24 protein-coding genes are annotated in these 26070 nt (G+C 39.1%); 8 read left to right on the top strand and 16 right to left on the bottom strand.

Annotation, left to right across the window (positions count from 1 at the left end; genetic code table 11):
- Positions 1–6: 6 nt before the first annotated feature.
- The 11 genes from purB to AC1M9M_RS02730 all read right to left on the bottom strand — a co-directional run bounded on the left by purB (position 7) and on the right by AC1M9M_RS02730 (position 8956).
- Positions 7–1395 (bottom strand): adenylosuccinate lyase, encoded by a 1389-nt coding sequence (gene purB / locus AC1M9M_RS02780; RefSeq protein WP_481594239.1) that lies wholly within the window; start codon positions 1393–1395, stop codon positions 7–9.
- 55 nt (positions 1396–1450) lie between these two features.
- Complete coding sequence (gene hflD, locus AC1M9M_RS02775) at positions 1451–2182, bottom strand: high frequency lysogenization protein HflD (protein ID WP_092766084.1); 732 nt, start codon at positions 2180–2182, stop codon at positions 1451–1453.
- 14 nt (positions 2183–2196) lie between these two features.
- Positions 2197–3330: a tRNA 2-thiouridine(34) synthase MnmA gene (gene mnmA, locus AC1M9M_RS02770; protein ID WP_481595532.1), complete on the bottom strand. Its 1134-nt coding sequence runs from the start codon at positions 3328–3330 to the stop codon at positions 2197–2199.
- A gap of 4 nt (positions 3331–3334) precedes the next feature.
- Positions 3335–3820 (bottom strand): NUDIX hydrolase, encoded by a 486-nt coding sequence (locus AC1M9M_RS02765; protein WP_481595531.1) that lies wholly within the window; start codon positions 3818–3820, stop codon positions 3335–3337.
- 357 nt (positions 3821–4177) lie between these two features.
- Positions 4178–4438, bottom strand: coding sequence for a hypothetical protein (locus tag AC1M9M_RS02760; RefSeq protein ID WP_481595530.1), 261 nt, complete (start codon positions 4436–4438; stop codon positions 4178–4180).
- Positions 4439–4498: 60 nt separating this feature from the next.
- Positions 4499–4618 carry an SRPBCC family protein gene (locus AC1M9M_RS02755; protein WP_481595529.1) on the bottom strand — a complete coding sequence of 40 codons (120 nt, stop codon included), beginning with the start codon at positions 4616–4618 and terminating at the stop codon, positions 4499–4501.
- Between the two features lie 58 nt (positions 4619–4676).
- A complete protein-coding gene (locus tag AC1M9M_RS02750; protein WP_035265744.1) occupies positions 4677–5336 on the bottom strand; it encodes an HAD-IA family hydrolase in 660 nt (219 codons plus the stop codon).
- A 109-nt stretch (positions 5337–5445) separates the two neighbouring features.
- Positions 5446–6474: a MerR family transcriptional regulator gene (locus tag AC1M9M_RS02745; RefSeq protein ID WP_481595528.1), complete on the bottom strand. Its 1029-nt coding sequence runs from the start codon at positions 6472–6474 to the stop codon at positions 5446–5448.
- A 199-nt stretch (positions 6475–6673) separates the two neighbouring features.
- Entirely contained in the window at positions 6674–7204 is a 531-nt protein-coding gene (locus AC1M9M_RS02740) for a gamma carbonic anhydrase family protein (RefSeq protein WP_481595527.1), read from the bottom strand.
- An 85-nt stretch (positions 7205–7289) separates the two neighbouring features.
- Entirely contained in the window at positions 7290–8438 is a 1149-nt protein-coding gene (gene dacC / locus AC1M9M_RS02735; RefSeq protein WP_035270478.1) for a D-alanyl-D-alanine carboxypeptidase PBP5/6, read from the bottom strand.
- A 119-nt stretch (positions 8439–8557) separates the two neighbouring features.
- Positions 8558–8956, bottom strand: coding sequence for an MCR_0457 family protein (locus AC1M9M_RS02730; protein ID WP_092766090.1), 399 nt, complete (start codon positions 8954–8956; stop codon positions 8558–8560).
- Between the two features lie 290 nt (positions 8957–9246).
- Here AC1M9M_RS02730 and surE point away from each other — a divergent pair, with 290 nt between their 5' ends.
- The 3 genes from surE to AC1M9M_RS02715 all read left to right on the top strand — a co-directional run bounded on the left by surE (position 9247) and on the right by AC1M9M_RS02715 (position 12021).
- Positions 9247–10017 carry a 5'/3'-nucleotidase SurE gene (surE, locus tag AC1M9M_RS02725; protein ID WP_035270482.1) on the top strand — a complete coding sequence of 257 codons (771 nt, stop codon included), beginning with the start codon at positions 9247–9249 and terminating at the stop codon, positions 10015–10017.
- A gap of 128 nt (positions 10018–10145) precedes the next feature.
- On the top strand, positions 10146–10985 hold the full coding sequence (locus AC1M9M_RS02720) for a peptidoglycan DD-metalloendopeptidase family protein (RefSeq protein ID WP_035270483.1): 840 nt from the start codon (positions 10146–10148) through the stop codon (positions 10983–10985).
- A 103-nt stretch (positions 10986–11088) separates the two neighbouring features.
- Positions 11089–12021, top strand: coding sequence for a LysR family transcriptional regulator (locus AC1M9M_RS02715; protein WP_179998372.1), 933 nt, complete (start codon positions 11089–11091; stop codon positions 12019–12021).
- Positions 12022–12074: 53 nt separating this feature from the next.
- Here AC1M9M_RS02715 and AC1M9M_RS02710 read toward each other — a convergent pair whose 3' ends face one another.
- Positions 12075–13286, bottom strand: coding sequence for an acetylornithine/succinylornithine family transaminase (locus AC1M9M_RS02710; protein WP_481595526.1), 1212 nt, complete (start codon positions 13284–13286; stop codon positions 12075–12077).
- 161 nt (positions 13287–13447) lie between these two features.
- Between AC1M9M_RS02710 and grxD the strand changes: the two genes are divergently transcribed.
- Positions 13448–13789, top strand: coding sequence for a Grx4 family monothiol glutaredoxin (grxD, locus tag AC1M9M_RS02705; protein ID WP_092766094.1), 342 nt, complete (start codon positions 13448–13450; stop codon positions 13787–13789).
- Positions 13790–13846: 57 nt separating this feature from the next.
- On the opposite strand, the gene AC1M9M_RS02700 is transcribed toward grxD, so the two are convergent.
- Positions 13847–16465 (bottom strand): Lon protease family protein, encoded by a 2619-nt coding sequence (locus AC1M9M_RS02700; protein WP_481595525.1) that lies wholly within the window; start codon positions 16463–16465, stop codon positions 13847–13849.
- Positions 16466–16648: 183 nt separating this feature from the next.
- On the opposite strand from AC1M9M_RS02700, the gene AC1M9M_RS02695 reads away from it, so the two are divergent.
- From AC1M9M_RS02695 to rpmE, 4 genes are all read left to right on the top strand, one after another.
- Complete coding sequence (locus AC1M9M_RS02695) at positions 16649–18826, top strand: AmpG family muropeptide MFS transporter (protein ID WP_481595524.1); 2178 nt, start codon at positions 16649–16651, stop codon at positions 18824–18826.
- Between the two features lie 9 nt (positions 18827–18835).
- Positions 18836–19237: a lactoylglutathione lyase gene (gene gloA, locus AC1M9M_RS02690; RefSeq protein ID WP_481588447.1), complete on the top strand. Its 402-nt coding sequence runs from the start codon at positions 18836–18838 to the stop codon at positions 19235–19237.
- A gap of 98 nt (positions 19238–19335) precedes the next feature.
- The gene (locus AC1M9M_RS02685) at positions 19336–20307 is read left to right on the top strand and encodes a bile acid:sodium symporter family protein (protein WP_481595523.1); all 972 of its coding nucleotides are present in this window, start codon (positions 19336–19338) and stop codon (positions 20305–20307) included.
- A 216-nt stretch (positions 20308–20523) separates the two neighbouring features.
- Positions 20524–20748, top strand: a complete 225-nt coding sequence (gene rpmE, locus AC1M9M_RS02680) for a 50S ribosomal protein L31 (protein ID WP_004971624.1) — start codon at positions 20524–20526, stop codon at positions 20746–20748.
- A 55-nt stretch (positions 20749–20803) separates the two neighbouring features.
- Here rpmE and AC1M9M_RS02675 read toward each other — a convergent pair whose 3' ends face one another.
- From AC1M9M_RS02675 to epmB, 3 genes are read right to left on the bottom strand one after another with little or no spacing between them, the layout of a single operon-like run.
- Positions 20804–23014: an EAL domain-containing protein gene (locus AC1M9M_RS02675; RefSeq protein WP_481595522.1), complete on the bottom strand. Its 2211-nt coding sequence runs from the start codon at positions 23012–23014 to the stop codon at positions 20804–20806.
- Positions 23011–24768 (bottom strand): GTPase, encoded by a 1758-nt coding sequence (locus AC1M9M_RS02670; protein WP_481595521.1) that lies wholly within the window; start codon positions 24766–24768, stop codon positions 23011–23013. The genes AC1M9M_RS02675 and AC1M9M_RS02670 overlap by 4 nt, the downstream gene beginning before the upstream one ends.
- A 12-nt stretch (positions 24769–24780) precedes the next feature.
- A complete protein-coding gene (gene epmB / locus AC1M9M_RS02665) occupies positions 24781–25797 on the bottom strand; it encodes an EF-P beta-lysylation protein EpmB (protein WP_035265849.1) in 1017 nt (338 codons plus the stop codon).
- Between the last annotated feature and the right edge of the window lie 273 nt (positions 25798–26070).

Raw genomic sequence — 26070 nt, 5'->3', positions numbered from 1 at the left:
TCATATTTAGATTTTAGCAATCAAATCTTTAATTTGTTTCGCTTGCTCAGCAGCATTACCTGTATAAGATGCAGGTGTCATTTCAGCAAGACGCGCACGATCTGCTGCAGGAACAGCTTCTAATTCGTTACTATTTACAAAATTCACCATCATTTCGCGAGTCATTGCTTGACCACGAGTAAGGGCTTTCAGTTTTTCGTATGGTTTTTCAACGTTATAACGACGCATTACTGTTTGAATTGGTTCAGCAAGAACTTCTTGAGCGTTGTCTAAGTCTTCAAGAATACGGTCGGCATTCAATTCAAGTTTGCCCACACCTTTCAAGCAAGCTTCAAATGCGATCAAGCTTTGTGCAAAACCAACGCCCATGTTCCGAAGAACAGTAGAGTCAGTTAAGTCACGCTGCCAGCGAGAAATTGGGAGCTTTTCACCAAGGTGAGCAAGGACTGCATTAGCAATACCCAAGTTACCTTCAGAGTTTTCAAAGTCGATTGGGTTCACTTTGTGTGGCATTGTTGAAGAACCAACTTCACCTTCTTTTAATTTTTGTTTGAAGAAACCAAGAGAGATATAACCCCAAACATCACGGTTGAAATCGATGAGGATTGTGTTGAAACGACGAAGCGCATCAAACAATTCAGCCATGTAGTCGTGCGGCTCAATTTGAGTTGTATACGGGTTAAACGTGAGACCTAAAGATTCAACAAATGCTTGCGAGTGAGCAGGCCAGTTAATTTCAGGGTAAGCAGAAAGGTGAGCATTATAGTTACCTACCGCACCATTGATTTTACCTAGAAGCTCAACATTGTTGAATTGTTTGATTTGGCGTGCAAGACGGTATGCCACGTTCGCCATTTCTTTACCCAATGTTGTTGGGCTTGCAGTTTGACCATGTGTACGAGACAACATTGGTTGGTCAGCGTGTTTTTCTGCAAGTGCAACAATTGAGTCCACGATTTGTTGCATAGACGTAGCTAGTACTTCACGACCGCTTTTTAGCATGAGTGCATGAGACAAGTTGTTGATGTCTTCAGATGTACAAGCAAAGTGAATGAATTCACCCGCATTTTTAAGTTCATCAATGTTTGCAATTTTCTCTTTTAAGAAATATTCAACCGCTTTTACATCGTGGTTGGTTGTGCGTTCGATTTCTTTGATACGGTTAGCATCGTCTTCAGAGAAATTTGCAACGATTGCATCTAAAGCTGCATTTGTTTCGTTAGAAAAAGCTGGCACTTCAGTAATTTCTGGGCGATTTGCAAGTGCTTGTAACCAGCGCACTTCAACAGTCACACGAGCATGGATTAAACCAAACTCAGAGAGGAAAGGGCGCAAAGCATCACATTTGCTTGCATAGCGACCATCTAATGGAGAAAGTGCGGTTAAAGCGTTCATAGCAATTCCTTAAACTTTGGAATGAAACGTAAAACAGAACTCGATATACATCAGGTTAAACCACCTGAAACTGTAAACGAGCGAGATCTTGAATATCTTTCAGTAACTTGCGTTTGGTGAAGATCATGCTCCATGAACTTCCACCTGACTGACGCCATAAATGCGCCATCTGTAAACCTGTAAACAATGAAGCACGAATACGATTGGTGTGCGAAGAATCCTTAAAAGCTTCTGCATTGCCTTTCACCATAATGCGAGGATTAATCTGTCCTGCAGTTTCGACATAGGTTTGAGCAAGGTTTGCAAGAATACTTGGATGTAGATAATTATGATCAAAAAAGGAGAGTTGTTTTAGTATTTTTTCTTGTGATTTTTCAATAATTTCAACGAATTTTGGGTTGCTATATACTTTCTTTTCTAAATGTAATAATGCCATTGCATAGGACATTGGAAGTTTTGCATTGGCAAATTTAGGTATTCTTGATTTTGGTGCAGTATTGAATGGTTGGGTGATGCTACTTTCTAATGTTTTTAATCCCAGAGAAATATCTGCAAGCTGGTTAAAAAAATCTAAGGTTTGACAATTCTTATTGGAAGTAGGGCGAATATTTAAACTCGCCTTAATTAATTGTTCTAAATAGAAGTTACCGTTTTCACCAATATTTTGTCGACCTGCAATGGCTGTCATATGTGTCAGCTGAGTCGATTGAAATACTGCTGCCAAAGCCAAAGCTCTGTTTTGACGATCATTCAGAGTCTGAAGCTGCTGGAACGGTAACTCTGTCATGCCTGAAAATTCCTTTAAATAAAATCAGGTTTAGGCGCATTAGTATGATGAATCACACCGCCACCTAAACAAACTTCATCCGCGTAAAACACAACGCTTTGTCCTGGCGTAACAGCACGTTGAGGTTCATCAAATTCTACACGTACACCTTGCGGTGCATTTGGGTCATTAAATAAGACACATGCTTGATCAGGTTGTCGATAGCGAGTTTTCGCTGTGCAACGGAAACCATTTTCTGGAATCTCTTGCTCACCTGCAACCCAATCAATCGCTTCAGACCATAACATGGTACTTTGCATGAGGGGATGCTCATGACCTTGGCCAACAACTAAACGATTGCCTTCGATATCTTTGTGTAATACGAACCAAGCACCTTCTTCAGCGCCTTTCATTCCACCGATACCAATACCACCACGTTGACCGAGCGTATAGTACATTAAGCCGTGATGATCACCAACCTCTTTACCATCTTCAAGTACAATTTTACCCGGTTGAGCAGGTAAATATTGCTTCAAGAAGTCATTAAATCGGCGTTCACCAATAAAACAGATACCTGTAGAGTCTTTTTTCTGCGCTGTTACAAGACCTAAATCTTCAGCAATTTTACGAACTTGAGGCTTTTCAATTTCACCGACAGGGAACAAGGTCTTGTTAATTTCACGACCATGAACGGCATGTAGGAAATAGGTTTGGTCTTTGTTGTTATCCACGCCACGGAGTAAAGGCGCATATTGCTCACCTTTAGAGTTGGTCATGGTTTCACCGCGACGAGCATAGTGTCCTGTCGCGATGAAGTCAGCACCTAATTTCATGGCATGATCGAGGAATGCACGGAACTTAATTTCTTTATTACATAAAATATCTGGGTTTGGGGTGCGCCCCGCAGCATATTCAGCCAAGAAGTGCTCAAATACACGATCCCAATATTCCATTGCGAAGTTGGCTGTATGTAATTTGATACCGATACGATCACATACGGCTTGCGCATCTGCAAGATCATCCATAGCCGTGCAGTATTCTGTGCCGTCATCTTCTTCCCAGTTTTTCATGAAAAGACCTTCAACTTGATATCCTTGTTGAAGTAATAAAGCCGCAGAGACAGATGAGTCTACACCACCTGACATACCGACGATGACACGTTGTTGCATAGGATTAGGCATCCAAATTTGAAATTAAGGGAGAGTTTTGGTGCTCATAAACGAGCGATAAAGGAAATTTTTGTCCTGATTGGGCATCTTTAATGGCTTTGATGACCAATGGGCTACGCGCGCGTGCCGTTTCTAACAGCTCATCTAGGCTCATCCAAACTGCACCTACGATACCTGTATCTAGTGTTGCATCTGCAAAATACTGTGTTGATTTTGCTAAAAAACAGAAGCGGTAATAGGTACGATCTGGAAACATAGGTGGGGTATAGGTGTATATACCCAATAAATCTGTGACTTCAACTTGGTGACCTGTTTCTTCCATGGTTTCACGAACCGCAGCTTGAATAAGGGTTTCACCAGCTTCAACATGACCTGCAGGTTGATTAAAAACGGTGTGCATGACACCTTCTGTTTGTTCTTCTACAAACAGATATTTACCATCTTTTTCAACCACTGTTGCAACAGTGACGTGAGCAGTCCAAGCGGTCATAAAAAAGCACCAGATGAAGGGAAGGCATATTGTATAAAATTTTGAGGTGTGTGGCTATGATGGGAGGGGATTTCTTTGAAGGCATTCTATCTTAAGTTTAACTAAGAAGTTCTTTGGATCAATAATTTAATAAAGGGCGTGGAACATGAAGAATCAACAAAAAAGCCCAATTTAAGTAAATTGGGCTTTTGAATGTAATTTAAGATTATGATTTATATGAAATAAAAAAGATAATTTCGCATAAGGTGTATTATGTTAATTTTAGGGGAATTTAAAAATTGAAAGAATAAAGAAGCGAAGTGCCTACATGGATCTGTTTTAATAAAAATAACAATTTATTACCCTATGATTTCAAATCTAAAGTTTTGATTCTACAAATAATTTTAGAGATTGATTCATGTATTCAAAATCTTTCCTTATAGATTTCAAATTATTACGCATCATAGGTACAAGTAGACCACTAAATGTCTCAGAATGTATGAGACAAGTGCTGCCATCTTCTTGGGAGCAAAGTTTAAAATGATGCTCACCATCTAAAAGACCAGGGATTAGAAAGTGACCTAGCCAGCTTAAAGACTGAGCATTTTTAACTTCCAATAGTGTAGGCTTAAATTCCATTGCTTTTTGCTTAGTTGGGTGAATCCTAATCTTTAGTTTTTCACCTATGTTTAACTTTCCTTAAACTTTACGGATAAAGGGATTCCAACTGTCATACGATTTAAAATCAGTCAGTACCTGCCAAACTTGCTCCGGTGTCGCATGAATATCAATATGTGTAGTTATCTTTAAAGAAAGCATAATTTACCTCGGGTATCTAGAATGGCGATTCTCTGCTTATAAGCATAATTTAGTAGGGTTATTTTTTGCTGACAGTAATCCTCTTTATGGCAGACACATTTTCAAATGTCTCATCAGGTGACAATTTCTTTAAAAGTCTTTCTGTGCTGTAACCCCATGAAACTGCACCGAAAGCAATTCCTACCGATCTAGCTGCCTCATAATCGGTAATCTGATCACCTATATAGATAGTTTCTGAGGGTTTATAGCCTGCTTTTTTTAAAAGCTGCTTTAACCTAGATGCTTTTCCAAAAAAAGATGCACCGCATTCAAAGTAATTAAAGTATCGACAGCTTGAACCAAGAATACGGGTCACATTTTCGTATCCATTTGAAGAAACCAGGCCCACTGTAATTCCATGTTCATTAAGGTGGGAAAGCATTTCATCGGTATGGTCGAATAGAGGAATCTTTGAAGGATTTACCTTCATGAGTTTTATAAAATTCTGAGTAATCGCAGGTAGTTTCCATACTGGTATTCCAAGAGTTTTCATTAGCTCTCGGGAAGGTATTTCTCTAAAAGATTCCACTTCATCTAAATGAATCTTCTTGAAAGAGTGCATGTCAGCCAGATGATTTATAGTTGAAACAAAGAAAGGAAATGAATCTGCTAAGGTTCCATCAAAATCGAAAATAACCAACTTATATAGTGTAGTTGGATAAGTTTGTGATAATACCATTTACTCTACTTTCTCTATATAAAATATTTTGAAATCATAAGCTTAATGACTACCCCGTATTATGGGATAGCCACACTACTTTGATTATTTGAATAGAGGTAAGCATGTACTAAGCACAACGCATCAAAGCTGCTACTGCTTTTTCTAAAAATTGCAAAGTGGTAGGTTTGAGCCAGGTTCCCTCGGCAAGACTTGGTTCATTTTGCATGGCATTGCGAATCTTCGCATGTGTCGCTGGATTTTTGCCTGCGTAACCCTGTAACATGGAGAGCCATTGCTGTGCTAAACATTTTGCTTGTTCACTGTCAGGTTCAATCCCAGCACGAATGGCCTTCTCCAATCCAATCAATAACTGGGGCCAATTTTTCATCTCACGTACATAATGTTGCTTCATAAAAGCAAATTCCTGCTCGGATAAATAACGTGCAAAAACGTTCAGCTTACTCTCGGCAAATGCTTCAAGTAGAAACTCAACCACTTCCGGACGCACACCCAATTTTTCCTGAAATGCCGATTCAGCTGAATGCATGCTATTCAATTTAGCCAACCATTCAGGATTAGCAGCCGTATTCTGTTCGAGGGTCAGCATCCAGCGTGAAGCCAGGTTTTGGGCAGTTTCACTACTAGAAGATTCTCCGGCCTTAAAGAGTGCATTGGCTTCGATGACAAGCGCTTCCCATTCTTTTTGTTGTCTACTATCTGCCTGTAAAAAAGTCAGTTCTGCAAGTTCCTCTTTTGTAAAATATTGTTCGTACATAGACATAAGCTCCAATGTTTTTAGCCAATTGTCCAGTTCCAGCTCTTCACCATTCATCAGTTGATTTTTGAGACTGCTCAAACGATAGCGCAGTTGAGTCTGCTTAATGATCATCTGATCGATTGCCTGAATCTGCCGATCAATTAAAGGGGCGAGTGCAAGGTTTGGACTATTAAGAACCGCGCCAATTTCTGCCAATGTCATTCCAAGCCCTCGCAATGCCTGAATTTGGTATAAGCGAGTAATATCTTGACGACTGTAAAGTCTATAACCGGCGTCGGAGCGGGCCGAAGGCTGAAGTAAACCGATATCATCATAGTGATGAAGGGTACGAATAGTTAACCCTGTTCGCTTCGCCAATTCACCGACTTGTAATAACATCTTTTGACTCCTTTATCCCTTAGGCATGTTTTATGCTAGAGGCTAACGTTACGTGAGGGTCAAGTATCTAAGCTATAAAAAATATTTATGGTAAATAATTTACATTTTTGATGTTTTATTTATTTAGGTAGTAAAATTTTTTATATTCCATACATTTCCATCTTCCATTTAACATAATGGCTGTTATGCGAATTCAAAATTATTTATAATTTCCCGAAACCTTTACATAATTCTGCGCTGAATACGGCAGAAACGCTTTTTCTTTATCAGTCAGTGGACGCACTTTTTTAACTGGGCTACCCACATACAAATAACCACTTTCTAAAACTTTGTTGGGTGGAACAAGCGAACCCGCACCTATCATCACATCATCTTCAACAACAACATCATCCAAAATAATCGTTCCAATACCGACTAAAACACGATTACCAATAGTACAACCATGTAATTTCACATGATGACCCACAGTAACGTCCTCACCAATAATGAGCGGTGAACCTTCAGGTTTATCAGCTTTCTTATGACTGACATGCAACATGGAATGATCTTGGATATTGGAATTTTTACCAATCCGAATAAAATTAACATCACCGCGGATCACAGCATAAGGCCAGACTGAAACATTCTCAGCCAAGAAAACATCACCAATCACTAACGCAGTTGGATCAATATAATTTGTTGTATCAAATTTTGGGTAAGTCTCTAAGTATTTGCGGATATTTTCAGTCATAAAAAATTGCCTGTTTTTACTCATTATAAACAAAAAAGCACCCAAAAGAATTTGAGTGCCTTTATATCTTTAGTCAAGCTGCGACTTAAAACAAATTACTAAAGAACTGTTTGATATGATCGATCATACGCGAGAAGAAACCAGCTTCTTCAACAGCTTGCAAAGCAACAAGCGGCTTCTCAGCAATAACTTTGCCGTCAAGTGTCGCTGTTAATTTACCTACAACTTGCCCTTGTTGAAGAGGGGCATTTAAGTTCGGTTGAACCGCGATTTGAGTTTGAATGGCATTTGCTTGACCTTTTGGCATAGTCACGTTGAAGTTTTCAGCAAGACCCACACTCACTTGATTAGATTGACCAAACCAAACTTTAGAAGTGGTCAACTCTTTGTGAGCGGGTTGAACACTGACAGTTTCAAAGTTTGCATAACCCCAAGATAACAAATCACGTGTTTGCGTTGCACGTGCTTGCATTGATGGAGCACCAAAAATCACTGAAATTAAACGCATCGGGCCACGTTTAGCTGAAGTCGTTAAACAATAACCAGCTTCAGAAGTATGACCTGTTTTAAGACCATCTACACTCGGATCTGTATATAGCAACGCGTTACGGTTACCTTGCTTGATCCCGTTAAAAGTAAACTCTTTTTCAGAGTAGATAGGATAATACTTTGAACTGTCATGAATGATGTGCTTCGCAAGAGTAGCCATATCTTTCGCAGTAGAATAATGACCTTCAGCAGGCATACCTGTTGAGTTCATAAAGTTCGTGTTGGTCATGCCAATACGCTTAGCTTCTTGGTTCATGCTGTGTACAAATGTACCTTCATTACCAGAAATATGCTCAGCCATCGCCTTAGATGCGTCATTACCAGATTGAATGATAATCCCGCGTAACATTTCCAATACGGTTGCTGTGCCGTTGAGAGGTACATACATACAAGATTCTGTACTACTACCACGACACCAAGCAGACTCGTTCATACGAACTTTTTCATCTTCAGTGAGTTCACCGTTCAACAACTTTTGTTCAATAATGAAACTGGTCATCATTTTGGTCATTGAAGCAGGCGCAAGTTTTTCATTTTCATTTTTACTTGCGAGAATTTGACCTGTTTCATAATCCATCAAAACGTAAGACTTGTTATTGAGTTCTGGTGGTGAAGATAAAACAGTTGCTGCATAAGTAAATGAAGGTAATAGTAATAATGCAGCAATGGCGCTTTTTCGGGTCATTCTATGTAGTTCCAATCTTGTATGAACGCAAAAATCAGCTTTGCATTCTAGGACAAAGCAAAGCCGACTTCTAGCAGTGGTGTCGGCTTATTTCAATCGAATTGTAACTATTTCGTGCTCTATTTAACTGAAGACTGATATTTTTTTATATCCTCGCACACTTGTTGATTTGCTTTATCTCCAGCGTTTTTCGCATCTTGTCTCGCTTGAGCTAATGCTTGCTGATAATCCTGTTGTTTAATTAGATTGTTCAGCGTGGTTTGAGGTGAATTTTCGTTAGGTAAATAGTCTTTTAATAGCTTTTGATATCCTGCTTTAAACGCCGCATCTTCTTCCACTAAACTTGGGCATGATTCTGAAAAGACATAGATTGCAGCGAGTTCATCTTTAGTCACTTTTTGTTGAGTAACTTCGATATTTTCTTTTAAGTCTTGAGCATTGGCGAAAGTGAAACTTGAAAATAACATTGAGCTGCTGATAAATGCGGTTGAAATCAATTGTAAAAAACGGTTTTGCATAAATGACTCAAAAATTAGTAAGTTAGTTATAAGAATAGAATAATCTTTTTTCGTGTTTAAAAAATAGAGAAAGTGTATTAATGCTGTTGGAACTCAGAAAGTAAAGAAGAAAAGTTCAGGTATGAACAGGGGGATGACTACATGCCGAGTTTTCAAGATTAAAGGGTAAGCAGATTTTCAAGATTAAAGGCGTTTAAAACCTCAACATCTATGCGTGTACTCATTGTTGTGTTGGGGGATTTTGATTAGGCTATCGAACAGATGGGATTACATGAATTGAGTGAATTGTTTTGAATATTTTGATTGCCAACGATGACGGTGTGTTCGCACCAGGAATACAAGCATTAGCACAAGCATTAAAACCTTTGGGTCGAGTAGTCGTGGTTGCTCCAGAAAGTGAGCGGAGTGGTTTTTCAAGTGCATTAACGCTTGATCGTCCATTGCGACCCGTGCAAATTTCAGAGGATGTATGGGCAATTAATGGCACGCCAGCGGACTGTGTTTATCTGTCCATGAATGGTCTATTTGATTTTGAATTTGATCTAGTTGTAAGCGGGATCAACAGTGGAGCGAATTTAGGTGATGATGTGTTGTATTCAGGTACAGTTGGGGCCGCGTTTGAAGGCCGACTCATGAAACAACCTGCAATCGCAGTTTCATTGGCTGGTCCAAATGTTCGTTCGTATCAAGATGCTCAAGATTATGCACAAGCTGCAAATTGGGTATATGAGTTTATTAAAAATGGTTTGCCTGAGTTACCACCGCGTCATATTTTCAATATTAATATTCCGGATACGGCTGAAATAAAAGGGACATTAGTGACTTATCAAGGAAGAAGAAAACAAACGAAACCGATTACCACACAAGTTGACCCGAGAGGCCGTCAAGTTGTTTGGATTGGTTTGGCTGGAGAGGCCGTAACAGATCCCGAAAAAAGCCAACTGGGTTATCAGTCAGACTTTTATGCCATTGCAAATGGATATGTCAGTGTGACACCGATCCAAATGGATGCTACCAACTATCAGGTGTTGGCTTCACTTGAATCTCAGTTAGAGCTTTAATTGAATGACCACAGGTAGGATGTGTTATAACTTTGTGAAAAATATATTTGAAACGGTGAATTTAGCATTAATTTTGCTACTCTTAAGCCGAATTCAGTCTTTTTAATCTTTTGTCAGAGAGGGAAATCATGCTTTTGGCCAGACCCAAAACAGTTTTGAAGTTGTCTAAACCATCTATTCACTCAGCATTGATCGCGGTTGCTGTCGCTTCTTTTCTTGGTTTGTCGGGCTGTGCATCGAAACCCCAAATCCACAATTCTGCTCGTTATGCGGTTGCTCCTGACTTCTATACAGTTCGTTCTGGCGACACTTTAAGTAAAATTGCGGCACGTTATGGATTGAGCTATTTGAGCATTGCGGAGATGAATGATATTGCACCGCCTTATCGCATCTATGTAAATCAATCTTTAAGATTAAAACCCTCTGGCAATCGACAAGTGACACGTTCGACCACGCGTCCTTTGACAGCGACTGAAACTCAGATTCAACGTCAAACCATTCAGTTACCAACAAAACCAGCTGTGGGTACGCCACCACCACAAACCACACCAGTACCAGCGGTAACTGCTGCAGTACCGACGACTTCGACTAAAGCAACTTCATTACGCTGGGTGAAACCATCGAATGGTCCAGTCATTGAAAACTTTAATGTGGCAAGTAATGTCAAGGGATTACGTTTTGGTGGCAATGTTGGTGATCCAATTTTTGCAGCAGCTGATGGTCAAGTGGTTTACGCAGCTGATGGTTTAAAAGAATATGGTAATTTGGTGCTCATTAAACATATTGATGGTTATATCACTGCGTATGCGCACAATAACCGGATGTTAGTGAAGAGTGGGCAAAACGTAAGTGCAGGGCAACAAATTGCAGAAATGGGCTCGAGTGGTGCAACCCGTACGATGCTTGAGTTTCAAGTTCGTTTAGATGGTAAGCCAATCAATCCAGCAAATATTTTGCCAATCAACTGAAGATATTTAGTGCAATTTAACAATTTCTTCGTATAATACAATGAGTTGCTTTTGTTAATTTTTGTTAATTAGAGAAGCATCTCATAATTTCAGAGGGAAATTTATGTTAGATCAACTTCGCTCGATGGGCGTATTTGCATGTGTTGTTGAAAAAAGCTCTTTCAGTGGTGCTGCTCGAGATTTAGGCATTACGACGAGTGCAGTTAGTCAGCAAATTCGTTCACTAGAACAAGAAATGGAAGTAACACTTCTGCACCGTTCCACAAGAAAACTAAGTTTAACGGAAGCAGGGCAGGCCTTTTTTCATAGCTGTCAAGAAATGCTCGCTGCAGCAGAGCGCGGTAAAATTCGAATTAATGAGTTACGAGACGATTTAGTTGGTGATTTACGTATTGCAACAACGCCAGAACTCGGTGCAACCCATGTAGTTCCTGCGCTGTCGCATTGGATTTCGGCACATCGTGGTTTAACCGTTCACTTTGAAGTTGAAAATCAGTTTGTCGATTTGATTCAAGAAAGAATCGATATTGCAGTGAGAATGTGTTCTCGCGTGGATGAATCTAATCACTTATCTTGTCTGCCGCTTGCACGTGTGGATCAAGTCTTGGTGGCTTCACCAAGTTATTTGAATCAAAATGCAGTTATTTCAAGACCTGAAGATTTAGCACAGCATGATTTGATTCCAGTAAATATTGTAAAAAATCAGCAAATGATGACATTTGAACACAGTACATCGCGTGAATTGGTGAATGTGTCCATGGAAAATCGTTTACAGACAAACAATGTTTATGTCGCTAAATCATTGTGCCAAAATGGTCACGGCATTGCGCGATTATTATATCTAGATGTGCAAAAAGAATTAATGAATGGCACATTGGTTGAAGTTTTACCTGAATGGAAGTTACCTGCATACACTTTGAATGCAATGACATTAAAACGTGAACAACAACCAATGAAAATTCATCGCTGCCTAGATGCTTTAAAACAATATTTCAGCCAGTTGCCTGGTGGTCGAGTATTCCAAGAGGCATCTTAAGTGTTCTTCTTAATAAAAAAGCCGCAATATGCGGCTTTTTTATTGATCTTGGCTTAAGCCAAGAAGTTTTTAATCGCTGGAACTAAGCGTTTTAATAAATCATCAGCTTGTTCTTGATTCATATTCAACGCTGGCAACAAACGAACGACATTACCTGCGGTGACATTAATAATTAGATTGTGCTCTATGCGTGCAATATCCACCAACTCTGCGCATGGTTTTGGTAATTCAATACCAATCATCATACCAAAGCCGCGAACAATAACGTTTTGATCTGCAAGTTGTGTACGGAATTGATCGACTAAGTATTGGCCAATTGTTGCTGCATTTTCAACAATATTTTCTTTTTGCATCAAATCGATAATCGTGTAGACAATGCGCGAACCTAATGCAGTACCACTATAAGTTGATCCGTGGTTACCTGCAGTAAGAATACCTACACCTTTACCTTGAGTCATCACTGCACCAATTGGGAAACCATTACCCAAGCCTTTAGCTGTCGTCATGACATCAGGAATAATATTGGTATGTTGATACGCGAAATATTTTCCTGTACGACCGTTACCTGTTTGAACTTCATCTAGCATCATCAACCAATTATGTTGATTACAGATTTGACGAATTTCTTCAAGATAACTAAAACCTTGAGGGGCAGTATTTACACCACCTTCACCTTGGATCGGTTCAACGAGAATCGCGACGATATCTGGATGGTTGATTGCTGCTTCTTCAATTGCCTCAATGTCGCCAAAAGGTACTCGGATAAAACCTTCAACGAGCGGGCCAAAACCTTCTTGTACTTTTTTATTGCCTGTCGCAGAAAGTGTTGCCATTGTACGACCATGGAAAGAATGATCAGCTACAATGATTTTCGGAAGAGCAATACCTTGCATATGACCATATTTACGCGCAATTTTAATTGCACCTTCATTTGATTCAGCACCACTATTCGAGAAGAAAATTTCTTCCATACCAGATACTTTAGCTAACTTTTGCGCAGCTGCAGTCTGCCAAGGTACTTCATAAATATTACTGGTGTGAATAAGCGTCGCCGCTTGTTCTGCAATTGCTTCTGCCAAAACTGGATGTGCATGACCTAGACCACATACTGCAATGCCAGTCAGCGCATCTAAATATTCTGTACCTTCAGCTGTATAAAGATACGAACCTCGGCCACGCACAAAGCTGATCGGTTGACGGCTGAATACAGGCATCAAATGAGATGGTTGATCAGTTTGAACTGGAGCGAGGGTGATATTGTTCATGTCTAACTCGTATTTGTTAGGTGGAAAATAAAAGTTTATCTAAGCAAAATCTGCTTAAGATTAAAAGCCTAATTGCAAATTAAACTGGAAAAATTTACCAATCCATACTCTTTACGGCGGTTTTAGGTATAATGCAGGCAGAATAGTTGAGGATTTAATCAATGACTGAACAAGTGCGTGATACAGAAGCGTTAATTCGTGATCAAATTGCAAAACATGCAGTTCTTCTTTATATGAAAGGCACACCACAGTTCCCACAATGTGGTTTCTCTGCACGTGCAGTTGAAGCATTGAGCCAAATTGGTCGCCCATTTGCTTATGTAAATATTCTTGAAAACCAAGACATTCGTGCGACTTTGCCACAAATTGCAAACTGGCCAACATTCCCACAATTATGGATCAATGGTGAGTTGATCGGTGGTAGTGATATTATGCTAGAAATGTTCCAAACAGGCGAATTAAAAACGCTCGTGGAGCAATATAGCCCAGCGCCTGAAGCTTAATTTGAGCGCAATAAAAAAAGCACCGATGGGTGCTTTTTTTATTTTGAAAACTTCAAACTAGTTTGAAGTTTCATCAGCGAGTTGAGAATGTTGTTCTTCAACATTGATCGCTTTATCTTTTTTAGCTTTGTCTTTTTTCTTCTTTTTTTTCTTTTTCTTTGGCTCTTCTTCAATTTCAGCGCCATCTTCAATGGCTTGCCAATATTCTAGCTGCTCCATGACAGCAGCGTAAATTGATCCTTTGGTATAGCGACCTTTTTTATTTAATTCTCCGACAGGACGCGCCATGAGAATCTCAAGTGCTTGATCAATTGTGTTGATGGCATGAATATGGAATTGACTGGCCTCGACAGCATCAATCACATCTTGACGTAACATTAGATGCTGCATGTTTTGACGTGGAATAATGACACCTTGTTTGCCTGTTAAACCTTGAAGTTTACATGCATCAAAGAAACCTTCGATTTTGGCATTGACGCCACCAATCGGTTGTACTTGACCCAGTTGATTCATTGAACCCGTAATCGCCCATGACTGATCAATCGGCAGTTGGCTGATCGCAGAAATTAAAGCGGAGAGTTCTGCAACGGTTGCACTATCACCATCGACTTGACCATAACTTTGTTCAAAAGCCAAAGCGGCAGAGAAGTGCAAGGTTTGTTCACGTCCGAAATGTGCTTTCAAGAAAGATGACATTAACAGTACACCTTTAGCATGAAGTGAACCTCCTAACTCCACGCTACGTTCGATATCTAAAATATCGCCGCCACCCTGATACACTGAAGCAGTCAATCGTGATGGTAAGCCAAACTCGACATCTGCGTAGTGAATCACAGACAAAGCATTAATCTGACCGAGTCGATGACCACGCGTTTCGATAAGCTGTGTACCACGAGATAAATCTTGCCAGTACAACTCTCGTAAATAACCTAGACGATATTGGCGGTGTTTGAGCGCAGTGCCGATATGTTCTGCTGTCACCATAGTTGCATTAGATTTGGATGCATGGTGATGAGATTCATGAATCAGATCACCTAAAGTTAAGGCATGTAGTGACAACGAACTCTGATCCTCTGCTTGACGACTTGAGTCGGTCAGTAAAGCAGCCAAGGCAGAACGATCAAATGGAAGGAGTTTAGAGGATTGAACATAGTCTGCAATCAAATGCATATAAGCTTGTTCATTTTCGTCATTACGTTGTAATGTGTCAGTAAAATCAGCTCTGATTTTAAAGATACTTCCTAACTCAGGCTCCACCTCCAGAATCTCATAATAGATTTCTGGTTCAGCCATTAAAATGACTTTCAATTGTAATGGAATCGATGCTGGCTCAATTGAAATGCTGCCCGTCAGCGTTAGCATGTGCTCTAGAGATGAGAGTTTAATTTGACCAGACTTAATCGCTCGTTTGAGTCCTTGCCATGCATAAGGTTGTTCTAAAAGCTGCTCAGCCTCAAGCATTAAAAAACCACCATTGGCACGATGCAGTGCACCAGGTCGTATTAAAGTGAAATCAGTGCTGATAGTGCCATTTTGCGTTAATTGTTCAACATGGCCAAGTAAGTTGTAATGTGTGGGGAAATCTTCAAAGATGACTGGTGCCCCAGAATTTGGCTTGTTGCTAATGACTAAATTTGCTTGATAACGCGCAGGGACACGGTTAAATAATGCAGGTGAAAAATCACTTTCTTCCTGTTCTAGTACGGTTTCCACATTGTCGATAATATCTTGAGCATATAATTTTAAGTATTGTTCAAGATGTTTGATATCTGGAAATTTATTTAAAATATGTTCCATGCGAGGAATAATGACTTGTTTGGCAATGTCACGATTCAACTCAGACACCATATCACGTGCTTCATCTTCAAGATCACCAATTTGTAAACCTAAACGCTCAAGCTTTTTATCCATATAACGGATATTGGACGCAATTTCAGAACGTTCTTTGCTACTCAGTGCATTGATGTCATCTTGAGACATCTCTTGAATTTTATTGTCTTTAATATGAACAGGAATAAAGCAGTGTTCTTCATTACGACTGATCAACTTTAAATCAAGCTCTTCACCTTCTTTGGTGAGCTCAATCAAAGCTTGTTGTTGTTCATGACCTGTCGTTAAACGAATTTTTTCTATCCGATTGTGATACGTTTCAGCACTAAAACGACGTTCGAGCTGTTTGAAAATGGTTTGCCATGTTTGATGTAGCGTACTTTGAAACTTTGCGCCTTGTCCTGCAGGAAAGTTAAGCGCAATTGGGTTGCGTGCATTTTTGAAGTTGTATACATAAACCCAATCATCCGGTGTAGGCATATCTTTGGCATGTTGTTGGAGTAAGCGCTTGATCATGGTGCGTTTACCCAACCCTGCCGTACCCACAGCAAAGATGTTATAACCTGAGTATGGAAGGGCAATGCCTGCTTCTACAGATGCTTTAGCACGATCTTGTCCTAAAAAATTATTAAGAGGCTTGATACGTTTTGTAGACGCAGGAATATTGTCATAATTTGGAATATGCGTCAGTTGTTCTGGTTTGAGTGCTGTTGCATTCAAGGTGTTTTGCGTGGCTTCAAGTTCAAATACGGATAGGAGCTTGTTTTGCGAGTTTTGTTCTAAGTTTGTGGATGTCGTGGTTAAAGCTACTGCGGTGGAACTAATTTGATCGTGTCTCTGGGTCACAGGTGAAATCCAAAACTATAATTTACATTTGATAGTTTAAGGTATACAGGTTTAGCCAAAAATATCAAGTTGAGATAGATCAAATTGATGAAATACTCGGTGAAGTTTGCGTAAATTATATTGAAACCAAGCGCATTACAGAGTTGAATAGCGAGAGTACTTTTCACTGAAAATAACAACGCAATGACATCACAATCTTCGTCACCAGAATCAGCTGGATGGACTTCGGCATTTAAAGCCTTTCTTGATCGACGCGCGATCATTATGCTTTTTTTGGGTTTCTCATCAGGTATCCCAATTTTTCTGATTTTTTCAACTCTATCTTTCTGGTTGAGTGAAGCCGGTATTCAGCGTAGTACCATTACCATGTTTTCATGGGCAGCCTTAGCTTATGCCTTCAAGTTCATTTGGGCACCTTTGATTGACCGATTACCATTGCCTTATTTAACAAGGAAATTGGGTAAACGACGAGGGTGGTTATTGGTTTCTCAGATTTTGGTCGCAATTGCTATTTGTTCAATGGCATTTACTGATCCGAGTATTCATGGAGGAAGTGTAGGGCCATTTTCAAGTTTAACGTTCATGGCGATATCCGCAATCTTTCTAGGATTCTCATCAGCGACACAAGATATTATCGTGGATGCTTATCGTATTGAGTTGACACAAGATACGAGTGTTCAGACGGTTATGGCTTCGACCTATAACGCAGGTTATCGAATTGCGACCATTGTAACTCAGCTCGGTGCATTACTCTTCGCTGCATCACTTGGTACAGCCATGGGTAACTATATTTATGAGGCGTGGCAGTCCACCTATTTACTTATGGCTGGATTGATGATGATTGGGATTGTGACGACTTTAGTGATTCATGAACCGGTAGTAAATCAAGAACCTCATCAATATCAAGCAAAGGATTATTTTCAGTTATTTATCGTCTTTGTGATTTCAACAGTAGTTTTCGTTTGTGGGTTTCTCCAATTTGGTGCTTGGATTTCACAGTTAAATATTGATGGTAATTTTTTGTCATTTATCGGGCAAGTTTTACGTTTCTTCGCGAGTGTGGCGTTGGCTGTGCTAGTCGTATTTGGATTAATCCGAGCAAAACTCATTGATGAAAAAATAGTCGTCGAGACATGGCTATCACCGATTTTAGATTTCTTCAAACGTTATGGTTTGAAAGTTGCGTTAGCTATTTTATTACTCATTGGTTTTTATCGAATTTCAGATATTGTCGCTGGAGTGGTTGCCAATCTTTTTTATCTTGATTTGAATTTTGATAAAGAAGAAATCGCTTGGTTTAACAAGTTTTTCGCCATTTTTTTTGTAATTTTAGGTGGCTTCCTTGGAGGCTTATTAGCTCAGCGTTATAACATTATGAAAATGATGTTGGTGGGCGCTATTGTTGCCAGCACGACCAATCTCATCTTTGTGGGGCTCGTAAAATCTGGACCAACGATGAATCAAGTCTTGGTACAAATGGGGGGGCAACAGCATCAAGTGACTCCTGATGAAGTGGGGAACTGGTCTTTAAAGCTCCCTGCATCTAATTTTGCTGAACATAATAGTATTCAAGTGTTATCCACCCCTGATGGTTATGATAAAGCCCTGAATGTTGAAATCCCGCTTCAACGCTATTCGAGTCAAGATGATTCTCAGATTTTCATCCAAGCCATTGGAGGGGATAATGTTCTCTACCAAGATGAGTTAAGCAAGGATGTCATTATTCGCGGTCAACTCTCGAACTTAAAAGCTGACAGCACACTACAAACACTGAATATTCGTATTTCAAATCAGCAAGTGATACCTGCGAAGTTGGATCAAAATAATTGGAGCGTGGTCGTCCCCGGAGACAGTCTAAAAGACCACACTAAATTTACGGTGCAAGCGGTTGTGCAGCATGCAGGTCAGGCGCATGAATTAACCCAAGATCATATTTATAAAACAGTTTCAACGATCCAACCGAAGTCACGTATGGCTTTATCTGATCTTCCAGCTGTTCAAGTTGATAGTGATCAAATAGTCGAACTCAAAGGTAAAGTGGTTGTCCCTTATAGCAAGGTGTGGCTGGTGATGGGGATTGTATTTGACAATCTCGCATCAGGACTTGCTGGTGCAGTATTTATTGCGTTCCTATCAAGTTTGACTAGCGTTTCATTTACAGCAATGCAATATGCAATTTTTAGTTCATTGATGTTATTACTTCCAAAGATGATTGGTGGCTATTCAGGTACAATAGTGACAAACTTCGGTTATTCATCATTCTTCTTTATGACTTTTTTAATGGGTTTACCTATTTTGTTACTTGTTATTTGGGTGGCGAAATTGTTAAATCAGTTGAAAAGTACATCTTTCAATCAATAGGTAAATTTTATGCGAATGTTACATACCATGTTACGTGTAGGCAATTTAGAGCGTTCATTGGCGTTCTATACTGAAGTACTCGGTATGACTTTGCTTCGTAAACGCGATTATGAAGAAGGTCGATTCACTTTAGCCTTTGTAGGTTATGGTGATGAAGAAAACAATACTGTTCTTGAGCTAACGCATAACTGGGATACAGACAGCTATGAGCTGGGTAATGCGTATGGTCATATTGCGATCGCAGTGGATGATGCTTATAAAGCGTGTGAAGAAATCAAAGCACGTGGTGGTAATGTTGTCCGTGAAGCTGGACCAATGAAAGGCGGTGTAACCGTAATCGCTTTTGTGGAAGATCCAGATGGTTACAAGATTGAACTTATTCAACAAGACAGTAATGCGAGAAATAATTAAGTTTCACTCGCTGATTGGTGAGTAAAATTTTAAAGATAAGCCCAATCGATGAGTATTGGGCTTATTTTCAATTTAGAGAATAAAAAGAGGGATATGGGGTGCTAAAGCTCTTAGCGTTAGATCGTTTCACGATATTGCTGTTTGTTATGGTGATTTTAGCGTCACTGATGCCAATTTCAGGTGTTGCTGCTCACTATTTTTCTTATTTCACCACGATTGCAATTGCAATCCTATTTTTTTTACATGGTGCAAAGTTATCACGTGAGGCGGTGATTCAAGGCATTAAACATTGGCAATTACACAGTTTGGTCTTTGCACTGACGTTTGCAGTTTTCCCAATTCTAGGGTTAATGGCTAAACCTGTATTGCTACCGCTACTTGGACAAGAACTGTATTGGGGCTTCTTGTTTATGTGCTTCTTACCCTCAACAGTTCAGTCTTCTATTGCATTTACTTCAGTAGCAGGTGGTAATGTCGCAAGTGCTGTGTGTAGTGCTTCATTCTCTAATATTATTGGTATGTTTATCACACCTATATTAGTGACCTTATTTATTTTAGGCCAGTCTGATCATGGGTTTGATCCAACCAGTGCGATCGTCAAAATTATTCTGCTGTTATTGGTTCCATTTATTCTGGGACAATTATTGCGTCCTATCGTTTTTCCTCTGATTCAAAAAGCCCCGAGTATTGTCAAAACTTTTGATCAAGGCTCAATTCTTTTGGTGGTGTATGGCGCATTCAGTAGTGCAGTCGTAGCAGATCTATGGAATGAAGTCAGTGGGGTGACCTTAATGTGGTTAATTATTGCATGCTCTGTGCTTCTGACTTTGATTATGCTTTTAGCCTATCACGCCCCAAAGTGGTTTGGATTTAATCGTGCCGATCAAATCGCTGTATTTTTTTGTGGTTCTAAGAAAACACTCGCAAGTGGAGTGCCTATGGCGCAAATTCTTTTCATTGGACAACCTATGGGGATGATCATATTGCCAATTATGATTTTCCATCAAATCCAATTAATGGTGTGCGGAATTATTGCAAATCATTGGTCCAAGCAAATTGAAAAGTCTTAAAGGAAAAATTCGCTATCTGAAATAAAGTGGCGTATAATGTCGTCCACTTGTTGTGCTTAGCTCTGACGGAAGCCGTCTCGGTGGGCCAAAAGAATGGTCTGTTGTGGTGTTGATCTGCTGTATTTCAGCCTTTCCTCTGCGTCTGTTGTAATGGATGAAGAGAGTGATCAATTGCGATGACAGCTAAAGCCTTCTTAACTCTATGGAGAATCGACCATGCGCGCCGATATTCACCCAAAATACGAAAAATTAGTTGCTACTTGCTCTTGCGGTAACGTAATCGAAACTCGTTCAGCTGTTGGTAAAGAAACACTTTACCTAGACGTATGCTCAGCTTGCCACCCATTCTACACTGGTAAGCAAAAGAACGTTGACACTGGCGGTCGTATCGACAAGTTCAAACAACGTTTTGCTGGTATGTCACGTTCTATCAAACGTTAATACCCAAAATAAAAAACAGGCGTTCAGCCTGTTTTTTTATGTCCAAAATTCGGATTTAACTTTGATCTTGAACATTCATGAGCTGATCCAATTTACGCTGGTAATAATCACCTTGTAAAAATCTCACGTCGACATTCCACGCGTTGGCAAAGCTATTCATATCATTGAGATTTTTGAGTAATAAATTGACTGATCGATGACTATTGAAGTATTCAATCGCTTGTTTAAAACGTTCAATACCTTCTTCAGTATTTAAATCATCTGTGAATTCTTCATGCAGCGTGAAATTCTGAATATTGGCAACTTTGAGAATGAGATCGCTACATTTACTTAATCCAAACTCACAAACGGCAATATCTGCACCTTGCGCTCTCAATACCTCAATCGCAGGCAGAATTTCATTTAAATGTTGAGCAATGTATTTTTCTTTAAACTGTAAAATCAGTGGTTGAGGTGCTTTTGCGCCTACAATCATGAGCAGTTTTGAAATTAATTCTGCCAATTGATGATGCTTTAAAAGAACATGGTGTCGTAAATTAATAATCAGTTTAGCTTCAGGATATTGTGTTAAAAAATTGTGCAGTTGCTTTGCTGCTTCAACCAAAATCCATCGGTCAATTTTAATAGACAACTCAGGGTCATCCACCAATTCTTCAATATCATCCAATTGAATCCATTGGTTTTCAAAAATAAACCCACTGCTTACTTCATAGGTATTAAGACTAGTGTCTTCTTTATCATAGATTTGTTGGAACTTTAGCGTAATTTGATCGCGTTCAAGAACTTTACGAAGATGTACTAGGATATCGCCGTGAACTTCGTCTGACTGTACAGGTTCTTCAATTGCTTGAAATACAAATTCTGTTGAATGATCAGGCTCTACTTCAGAAGAAGGTGTATTCAACTGAATAGAGGTCGGCTCATCTGCTTGAGTAACTTCAAAATGAATCTCTTCAATTTCTTCAAGCGTTGTCTCTAAAGCAGCATCATTGCTCAATAAATTGGGTAGGGGTGTGTTATAAGCATTTGCAATGAGCTGTTCAAAATTAACTACATTTAAATCTGACAGTTTGAAGAGACTATAACCAATTTTGACATGCTGTTGATAGGTTTGATCTCCCAGATTGACGAGCCTAGGTTTTTCAAGCGCATGTAGCGCAGAGAGTCTTGATTTTAGAACTTTAATCGTTTCAGCTTGAATGATAGTGGCATACAGGGCTGTTTCAATTTTAAATACAGCGCCATTGGTCTGTTCGAGAATAAAGTCTGAAAGTTTGCCGAAATAGCCTTTAAAAGTATCCCAATCAGAACTCAAGATATAGTCTGGACAACTGGCTAGGCTGAAGATGACTAAAGCATTTTCTTGAGCAGGGTGTTCTTCAAGATGTTGTAAAATTTTTGCCAATGTTGTGTGTGGTGCAATTCTACTGTCTTGGTGAGGTGCAGTCTCAAGTTGAGGACTAAATGGTTGATCATCCTGTTGAAAATGCGTTGAAATCGTAATTTCAATGATTTGATTTTGATCTGTAGGATTACATTCAATTTGGACTGGATTTTGATGTGTTAACTGTGGATTAAGAGAAATCAGTTCAAAAGGTCCATACTCAAATTTACCGAAAGCTAATTTTTTAAATCGTGCTTTAAAAGATTGAATATCCTCAGGTTGTATTAAATCAATGAGCGGGGATCCAATAACGTCATCACACGTTTTGAAGCCAAATAAATGCGTAAACTCATGGTTGCATTCAACGACAATCCCTTCTTCTATGATTGCAACTGCTTTTTTATGCTCTTCGATCCAATTTTGTTTAATTTGAACATTGTGTTTCAGTTCATCCGTTAATTGCATCTGATTTTTTTGTAAGCGACTAAAAGCCAATGCTCGAATAATTTTAAGTAAACATTGTTCAGGTTGATCAATATTTAAAACATCGTAGATGCCCATCGAAATGAGTTTTACTTCAGACATTTCTAGCGCTTCTGGAGCTAGATAAAGTGTTGGGGTAAAAGCTTTATCAGAATCTGCAAGCAGTCGAAGAAAATGAGTTAAGGTCAGTTCATAGGCACGACCAAACAGAATTAAATCCCAATCTAAATGAAGTTGCTTTTCAAGACTCACTTGATCATCGAGTAGCACTGCTTCTACCTTGTACTCGCGTTTTTCGAGTAAAGAGATAATATGGTTATAACGAATCTGGTTATCATCGACAATGAGTAAGCGCATTCCAGATTGTTTTAATTGTGTTGATAGAAGTAGGTTTTTCACTTCAATGCTTCCCATACATCTTGAAAACGATTTGATTCAAGGTTTTGATGTTGTAAAAATTCATCAATCAGATATTGCTGCTCATCATTAAATAATTCAAATTCAAATTGAACAAAACTTTGTGTGATGAGCATGGTCTTTATCAATTCTACTTTGATATCTTGATCAGTTAAGCGTAAATAAATAGATTGTTGTTCTTTGAAAAACTGTAAATTTGGCAAAATAAGAGAATGCTGTGGAGCATCAATCTTCAAGGTATGTACAAATAAACATGGATGATAATTAAAAGAACTTCGATCTGTATAAACTTTTGCGGCGCAAGGGTGGATGTCGGGTCCAATCACTTCAAGCCCAAGTTCATAGCTTTTTTTAACAGATTGTTTGATCCAACGAATTACACCACCTTTCCATTTGCTGTTCACTCCCTCATTGATCAGGATAAATTCACCAGTTCTTAAATTTGGAGGTGCTTCTTCTTCTAACCAACGTACGCGATAACCATTTAAACTGATATCTAAAACTTGAGCCGCATGGATTTGACGTGCCTGTTTATCTAGAACCTTGTTTGATTTGTCTGTATAGGCATCTGGGTAGTCATTTAAATATGTAAATGCAAACTCGTCTTCTGATTTTGATTTAGGCGGTGTTAGTCGTAAGGTTTCGCTAAAAGTTTTGGTTTTAGAGAGATAATAATGAGCGGTAAGTAAACTGAAACAGAGTTGTAACTGAGCGGAATGTTCATAACGTTCATGTCTGCGTTCAATGGTCGAGCCTAAAACATTTTGTACATGAAATTTAAGAGGCGCAGTTAAATATGCTTTCTCTTTCTTAGATAAATATTCATTGTCCTTTTGAATGGTTAAGTTGACATGCTCAAGCAACGATTGTGTCGCCACGAAAATGTTAGGTTTAAAACTCTCATGGTGTTTTCGGTTGTAAACTGGCGGATGATCTTTAGTGGTATCAATGACGTAACGAGATAAAGCGGTTTCGCGTGGTAAAACTTGCACTAATTGTGCCCAATCCGCTGTGCATTGATAGAGCGCGTAGATCTCAGAAGGACGAATTTGGTGAGTATTAAATATTTCTAATAATAAGACTTGGGCATAGCACTGTTGAATATTTTTTAAAGCGTGATGAGTGCCTTGCAATAAATTAATATTGACCGTGTGTTCTTGGTTTTTTAATGCCAAATCATACAGATAATGGGTCATTAACCATTGCTTAGACAAGGCAGAACGATAAAGCATCTGTTGTTGTACTAGCAATAAACCCAATTGTTGAAGAGCGTAATAACTGGAAAGGAGTCGTGCAGTTTTCACATTACGCTTTTGAGCAAACTTCAAAATAGAAAACTTTTGTTGTTTTAGCTGCATTTCACTGCGCTGTGCAATATCTATGTAGATATCAGCAAATAATGTTCTCAAGCGAGTGGTTAATTCTATAATATCTTTGTTACGGTCAGATAGAAAAAGACCTTGATTTAAAAAGTTTTTTTCAAGTCTCTCTAAAATATTTTCGATCAAAGGGTGTAGCGCTTGAATAAGATCAAAGCGCAATGTTTCCGAACATTTGAGTTCAGCGATTTCATATAGGGCTTTTAACACCGCTTCAGAGGTGTCACCTAATTGCATAATTGAAAGTTGAGATGCCCAAAAACCCAAGTCCTGAACATTTGCATTTGCAAAACTCAGTTGATCTCGAGTCAAGGCAGTAGGATAGTGAAAAATTTCTGAAATCTGAGCCTGAAGCATGTGAATGAGTCTCTAAAAAGTGGCAACTCCATAAAGCGGTGTTTTATTCTGTTCTCCCGCAATTTCTCTAACCAGCTTTGGAACCAAGTATCCAGGCAACCTTGCCAAAACCTCTTTATAGATTGAATCAATAGATTCACTTGGTAAATCAAAATGCTGAGCACCTTTCACTTTATCCAACACATGTAAATAATAAGGCATCACACGCGCATCAAATAATCGATGACTTAGATCAACCAAAATATCAGGATGATCATTAATACCTTTTAATAACACAGCTTGATTCAACACCAAAATATTTTGTTGTGAAATTTGCATTAATTTCGAAGCGGTAAAGTCATCAATTTCAGTAGCATGGTTTGAGTGTACCACTAGAATAATACGTAGCCTACTGTTTTTTAACAGAGAAATAAGTTCATCATCAAGCCGATTTGGGATAACGATTGGAACTCTAGAATGAATACGCAAAATTTTAAGATGTGGAATTGAACTTAATCTATCGATCCAAACGGCAAGTTTACGATTTGAAAGTGTTAGGGGATCCCCTCCGCTTAAGATCACTTCATTGATTTCTGGATGAGCGAGTAAGTAGTCTTGTATTTTTTTCCAGTCGTCATTTTTAGGTAAATTTTCTTGATATGGAAAATGACGTCTAAAACAATAACGACAATGAACAGCACATGCACCTGTTAAAGTCAGTAAAAAACGTGACTGATATTTATGTAATACACCTGGAATTAAATTGGCAGCCTCCTCATCAAGGGGGTCTGTCACAAAATCAGGATGTTCATTTAACTCCAGATGATGAGGGAGTACTTGAAGTAACAGTGGATCATCAGGATTAGATTTTTGCATCTTCGCGACGAAGGCGCGAGGGACTCTTAATTTAAATTGGGCTGATGCCAAAATTGCACCATGTATTAAATCTTCAGGTTGCAATTCCAAGAGTTCAATGAGCTCATGTGGGTCAGTGATTAAATCGCTGAGTTGATTTTGCCAATGTTGCTCTTGATACAAATAGTGGGTCATACAGTTTAAATTTAGAGGGAGATGAAAGGCTTCATTTTAAATCAAAACCCATTGAAAAACTCAGTTGTGTCCTGATTAAGCCTTCTTTATTGAATGTTGGGATGAAAATACTCAAGCCTAAAGATGATCAAATTAAGTCTACAACAGTAGTTCTGCATGGAACTTAGACAGCTTAAACGTTGTATTTCGGAATTTATCATTGCGGCAGAGTAGGTTGGTCATTTAGAATACGCAACATAAATGCATGTGCATGTGGCATATCATGCACCTGTC

It is taken from the genome of Acinetobacter sp. ANC_7503, from assembly GCF_056780035.1.
This window is presented reverse-complemented; position numbering and strand designations above follow the sequence as displayed.

Coding starts and splice junctions, on each gene's coding strand:
- purB (WP_481594239.1), bottom strand. CDS start 1,395: ATGAACGCTTTAACCGCACTTTCTCCATTAGATGGTCGCTATGCAAGC.
- hflD (WP_092766084.1), bottom strand. CDS start 2,182: ATGACAGAGTTACCGTTCCAGCAGCTTCAGACTCTGAATGATCGTCAA.
- mnmA (WP_481595532.1), bottom strand. CDS start 3,330: ATGCAACAACGTGTCATCGTCGGTATGTCAGGTGGTGTAGACTCATCT.
- AC1M9M_RS02765 (WP_481595531.1), bottom strand. CDS start 3,820: ATGACCGCTTGGACTGCTCACGTCACTGTTGCAACAGTGGTTGAAAAA.
- AC1M9M_RS02760 (WP_481595530.1), bottom strand. CDS start 4,438: ATGGAATTTAAGCCTACACTATTGGAAGTTAAAAATGCTCAGTCTTTA.
- AC1M9M_RS02755 (WP_481595529.1), bottom strand. CDS start 4,618: ATGCTTTCTTTAAAGATAACTACACATATTGATATTCATGCGACACCG.
- AC1M9M_RS02750 (WP_035265744.1), bottom strand. CDS start 5,336: ATGGTATTATCACAAACTTATCCAACTACACTATATAAGTTGGTTATT.
- AC1M9M_RS02745 (WP_481595528.1), bottom strand. CDS start 6,474: ATGTTATTACAAGTCGGTGAATTGGCGAAGCGAACAGGGTTAACTATT.
- AC1M9M_RS02740 (WP_481595527.1), bottom strand. CDS start 7,204: ATGACTGAAAATATCCGCAAATACTTAGAGACTTACCCAAAATTTGAT.
- dacC (WP_035270478.1), bottom strand. CDS start 8,438: ATGACCCGAAAAAGCGCCATTGCTGCATTATTACTATTACCTTCATTT.
- AC1M9M_RS02730 (WP_092766090.1), bottom strand. CDS start 8,956: ATGCAAAACCGTTTTTTACAATTGATTTCAACCGCATTTATCAGCAGC.
- AC1M9M_RS02720 (WP_035270483.1), top strand. CDS start 10,146: ATGCTTTTGGCCAGACCCAAAACAGTTTTGAAGTTGTCTAAACCATCT.
- AC1M9M_RS02715 (WP_179998372.1), top strand. CDS start 11,089: ATGTTAGATCAACTTCGCTCGATGGGCGTATTTGCATGTGTTGTTGAA.
- AC1M9M_RS02710 (WP_481595526.1), bottom strand. CDS start 13,286: ATGAACAATATCACCCTCGCTCCAGTTCAAACTGATCAACCATCTCAT.
- grxD (WP_092766094.1), top strand. CDS start 13,448: ATGACTGAACAAGTGCGTGATACAGAAGCGTTAATTCGTGATCAAATT.
- AC1M9M_RS02695 (WP_481595524.1), top strand. CDS start 16,649: ATGACATCACAATCTTCGTCACCAGAATCAGCTGGATGGACTTCGGCA.
- gloA (WP_481588447.1), top strand. CDS start 18,836: ATGCGAATGTTACATACCATGTTACGTGTAGGCAATTTAGAGCGTTCA.
- rpmE (WP_004971624.1), top strand. CDS start 20,524: ATGCGCGCCGATATTCACCCAAAATACGAAAAATTAGTTGCTACTTGC.
- AC1M9M_RS02670 (WP_481595521.1), bottom strand. CDS start 24,768: ATGCTTCAGGCTCAGATTTCAGAAATTTTTCACTATCCTACTGCCTTG.
- epmB (WP_035265849.1), bottom strand. CDS start 25,797: ATGACCCACTATTTGTATCAAGAGCAACATTGGCAAAATCAACTCAGC.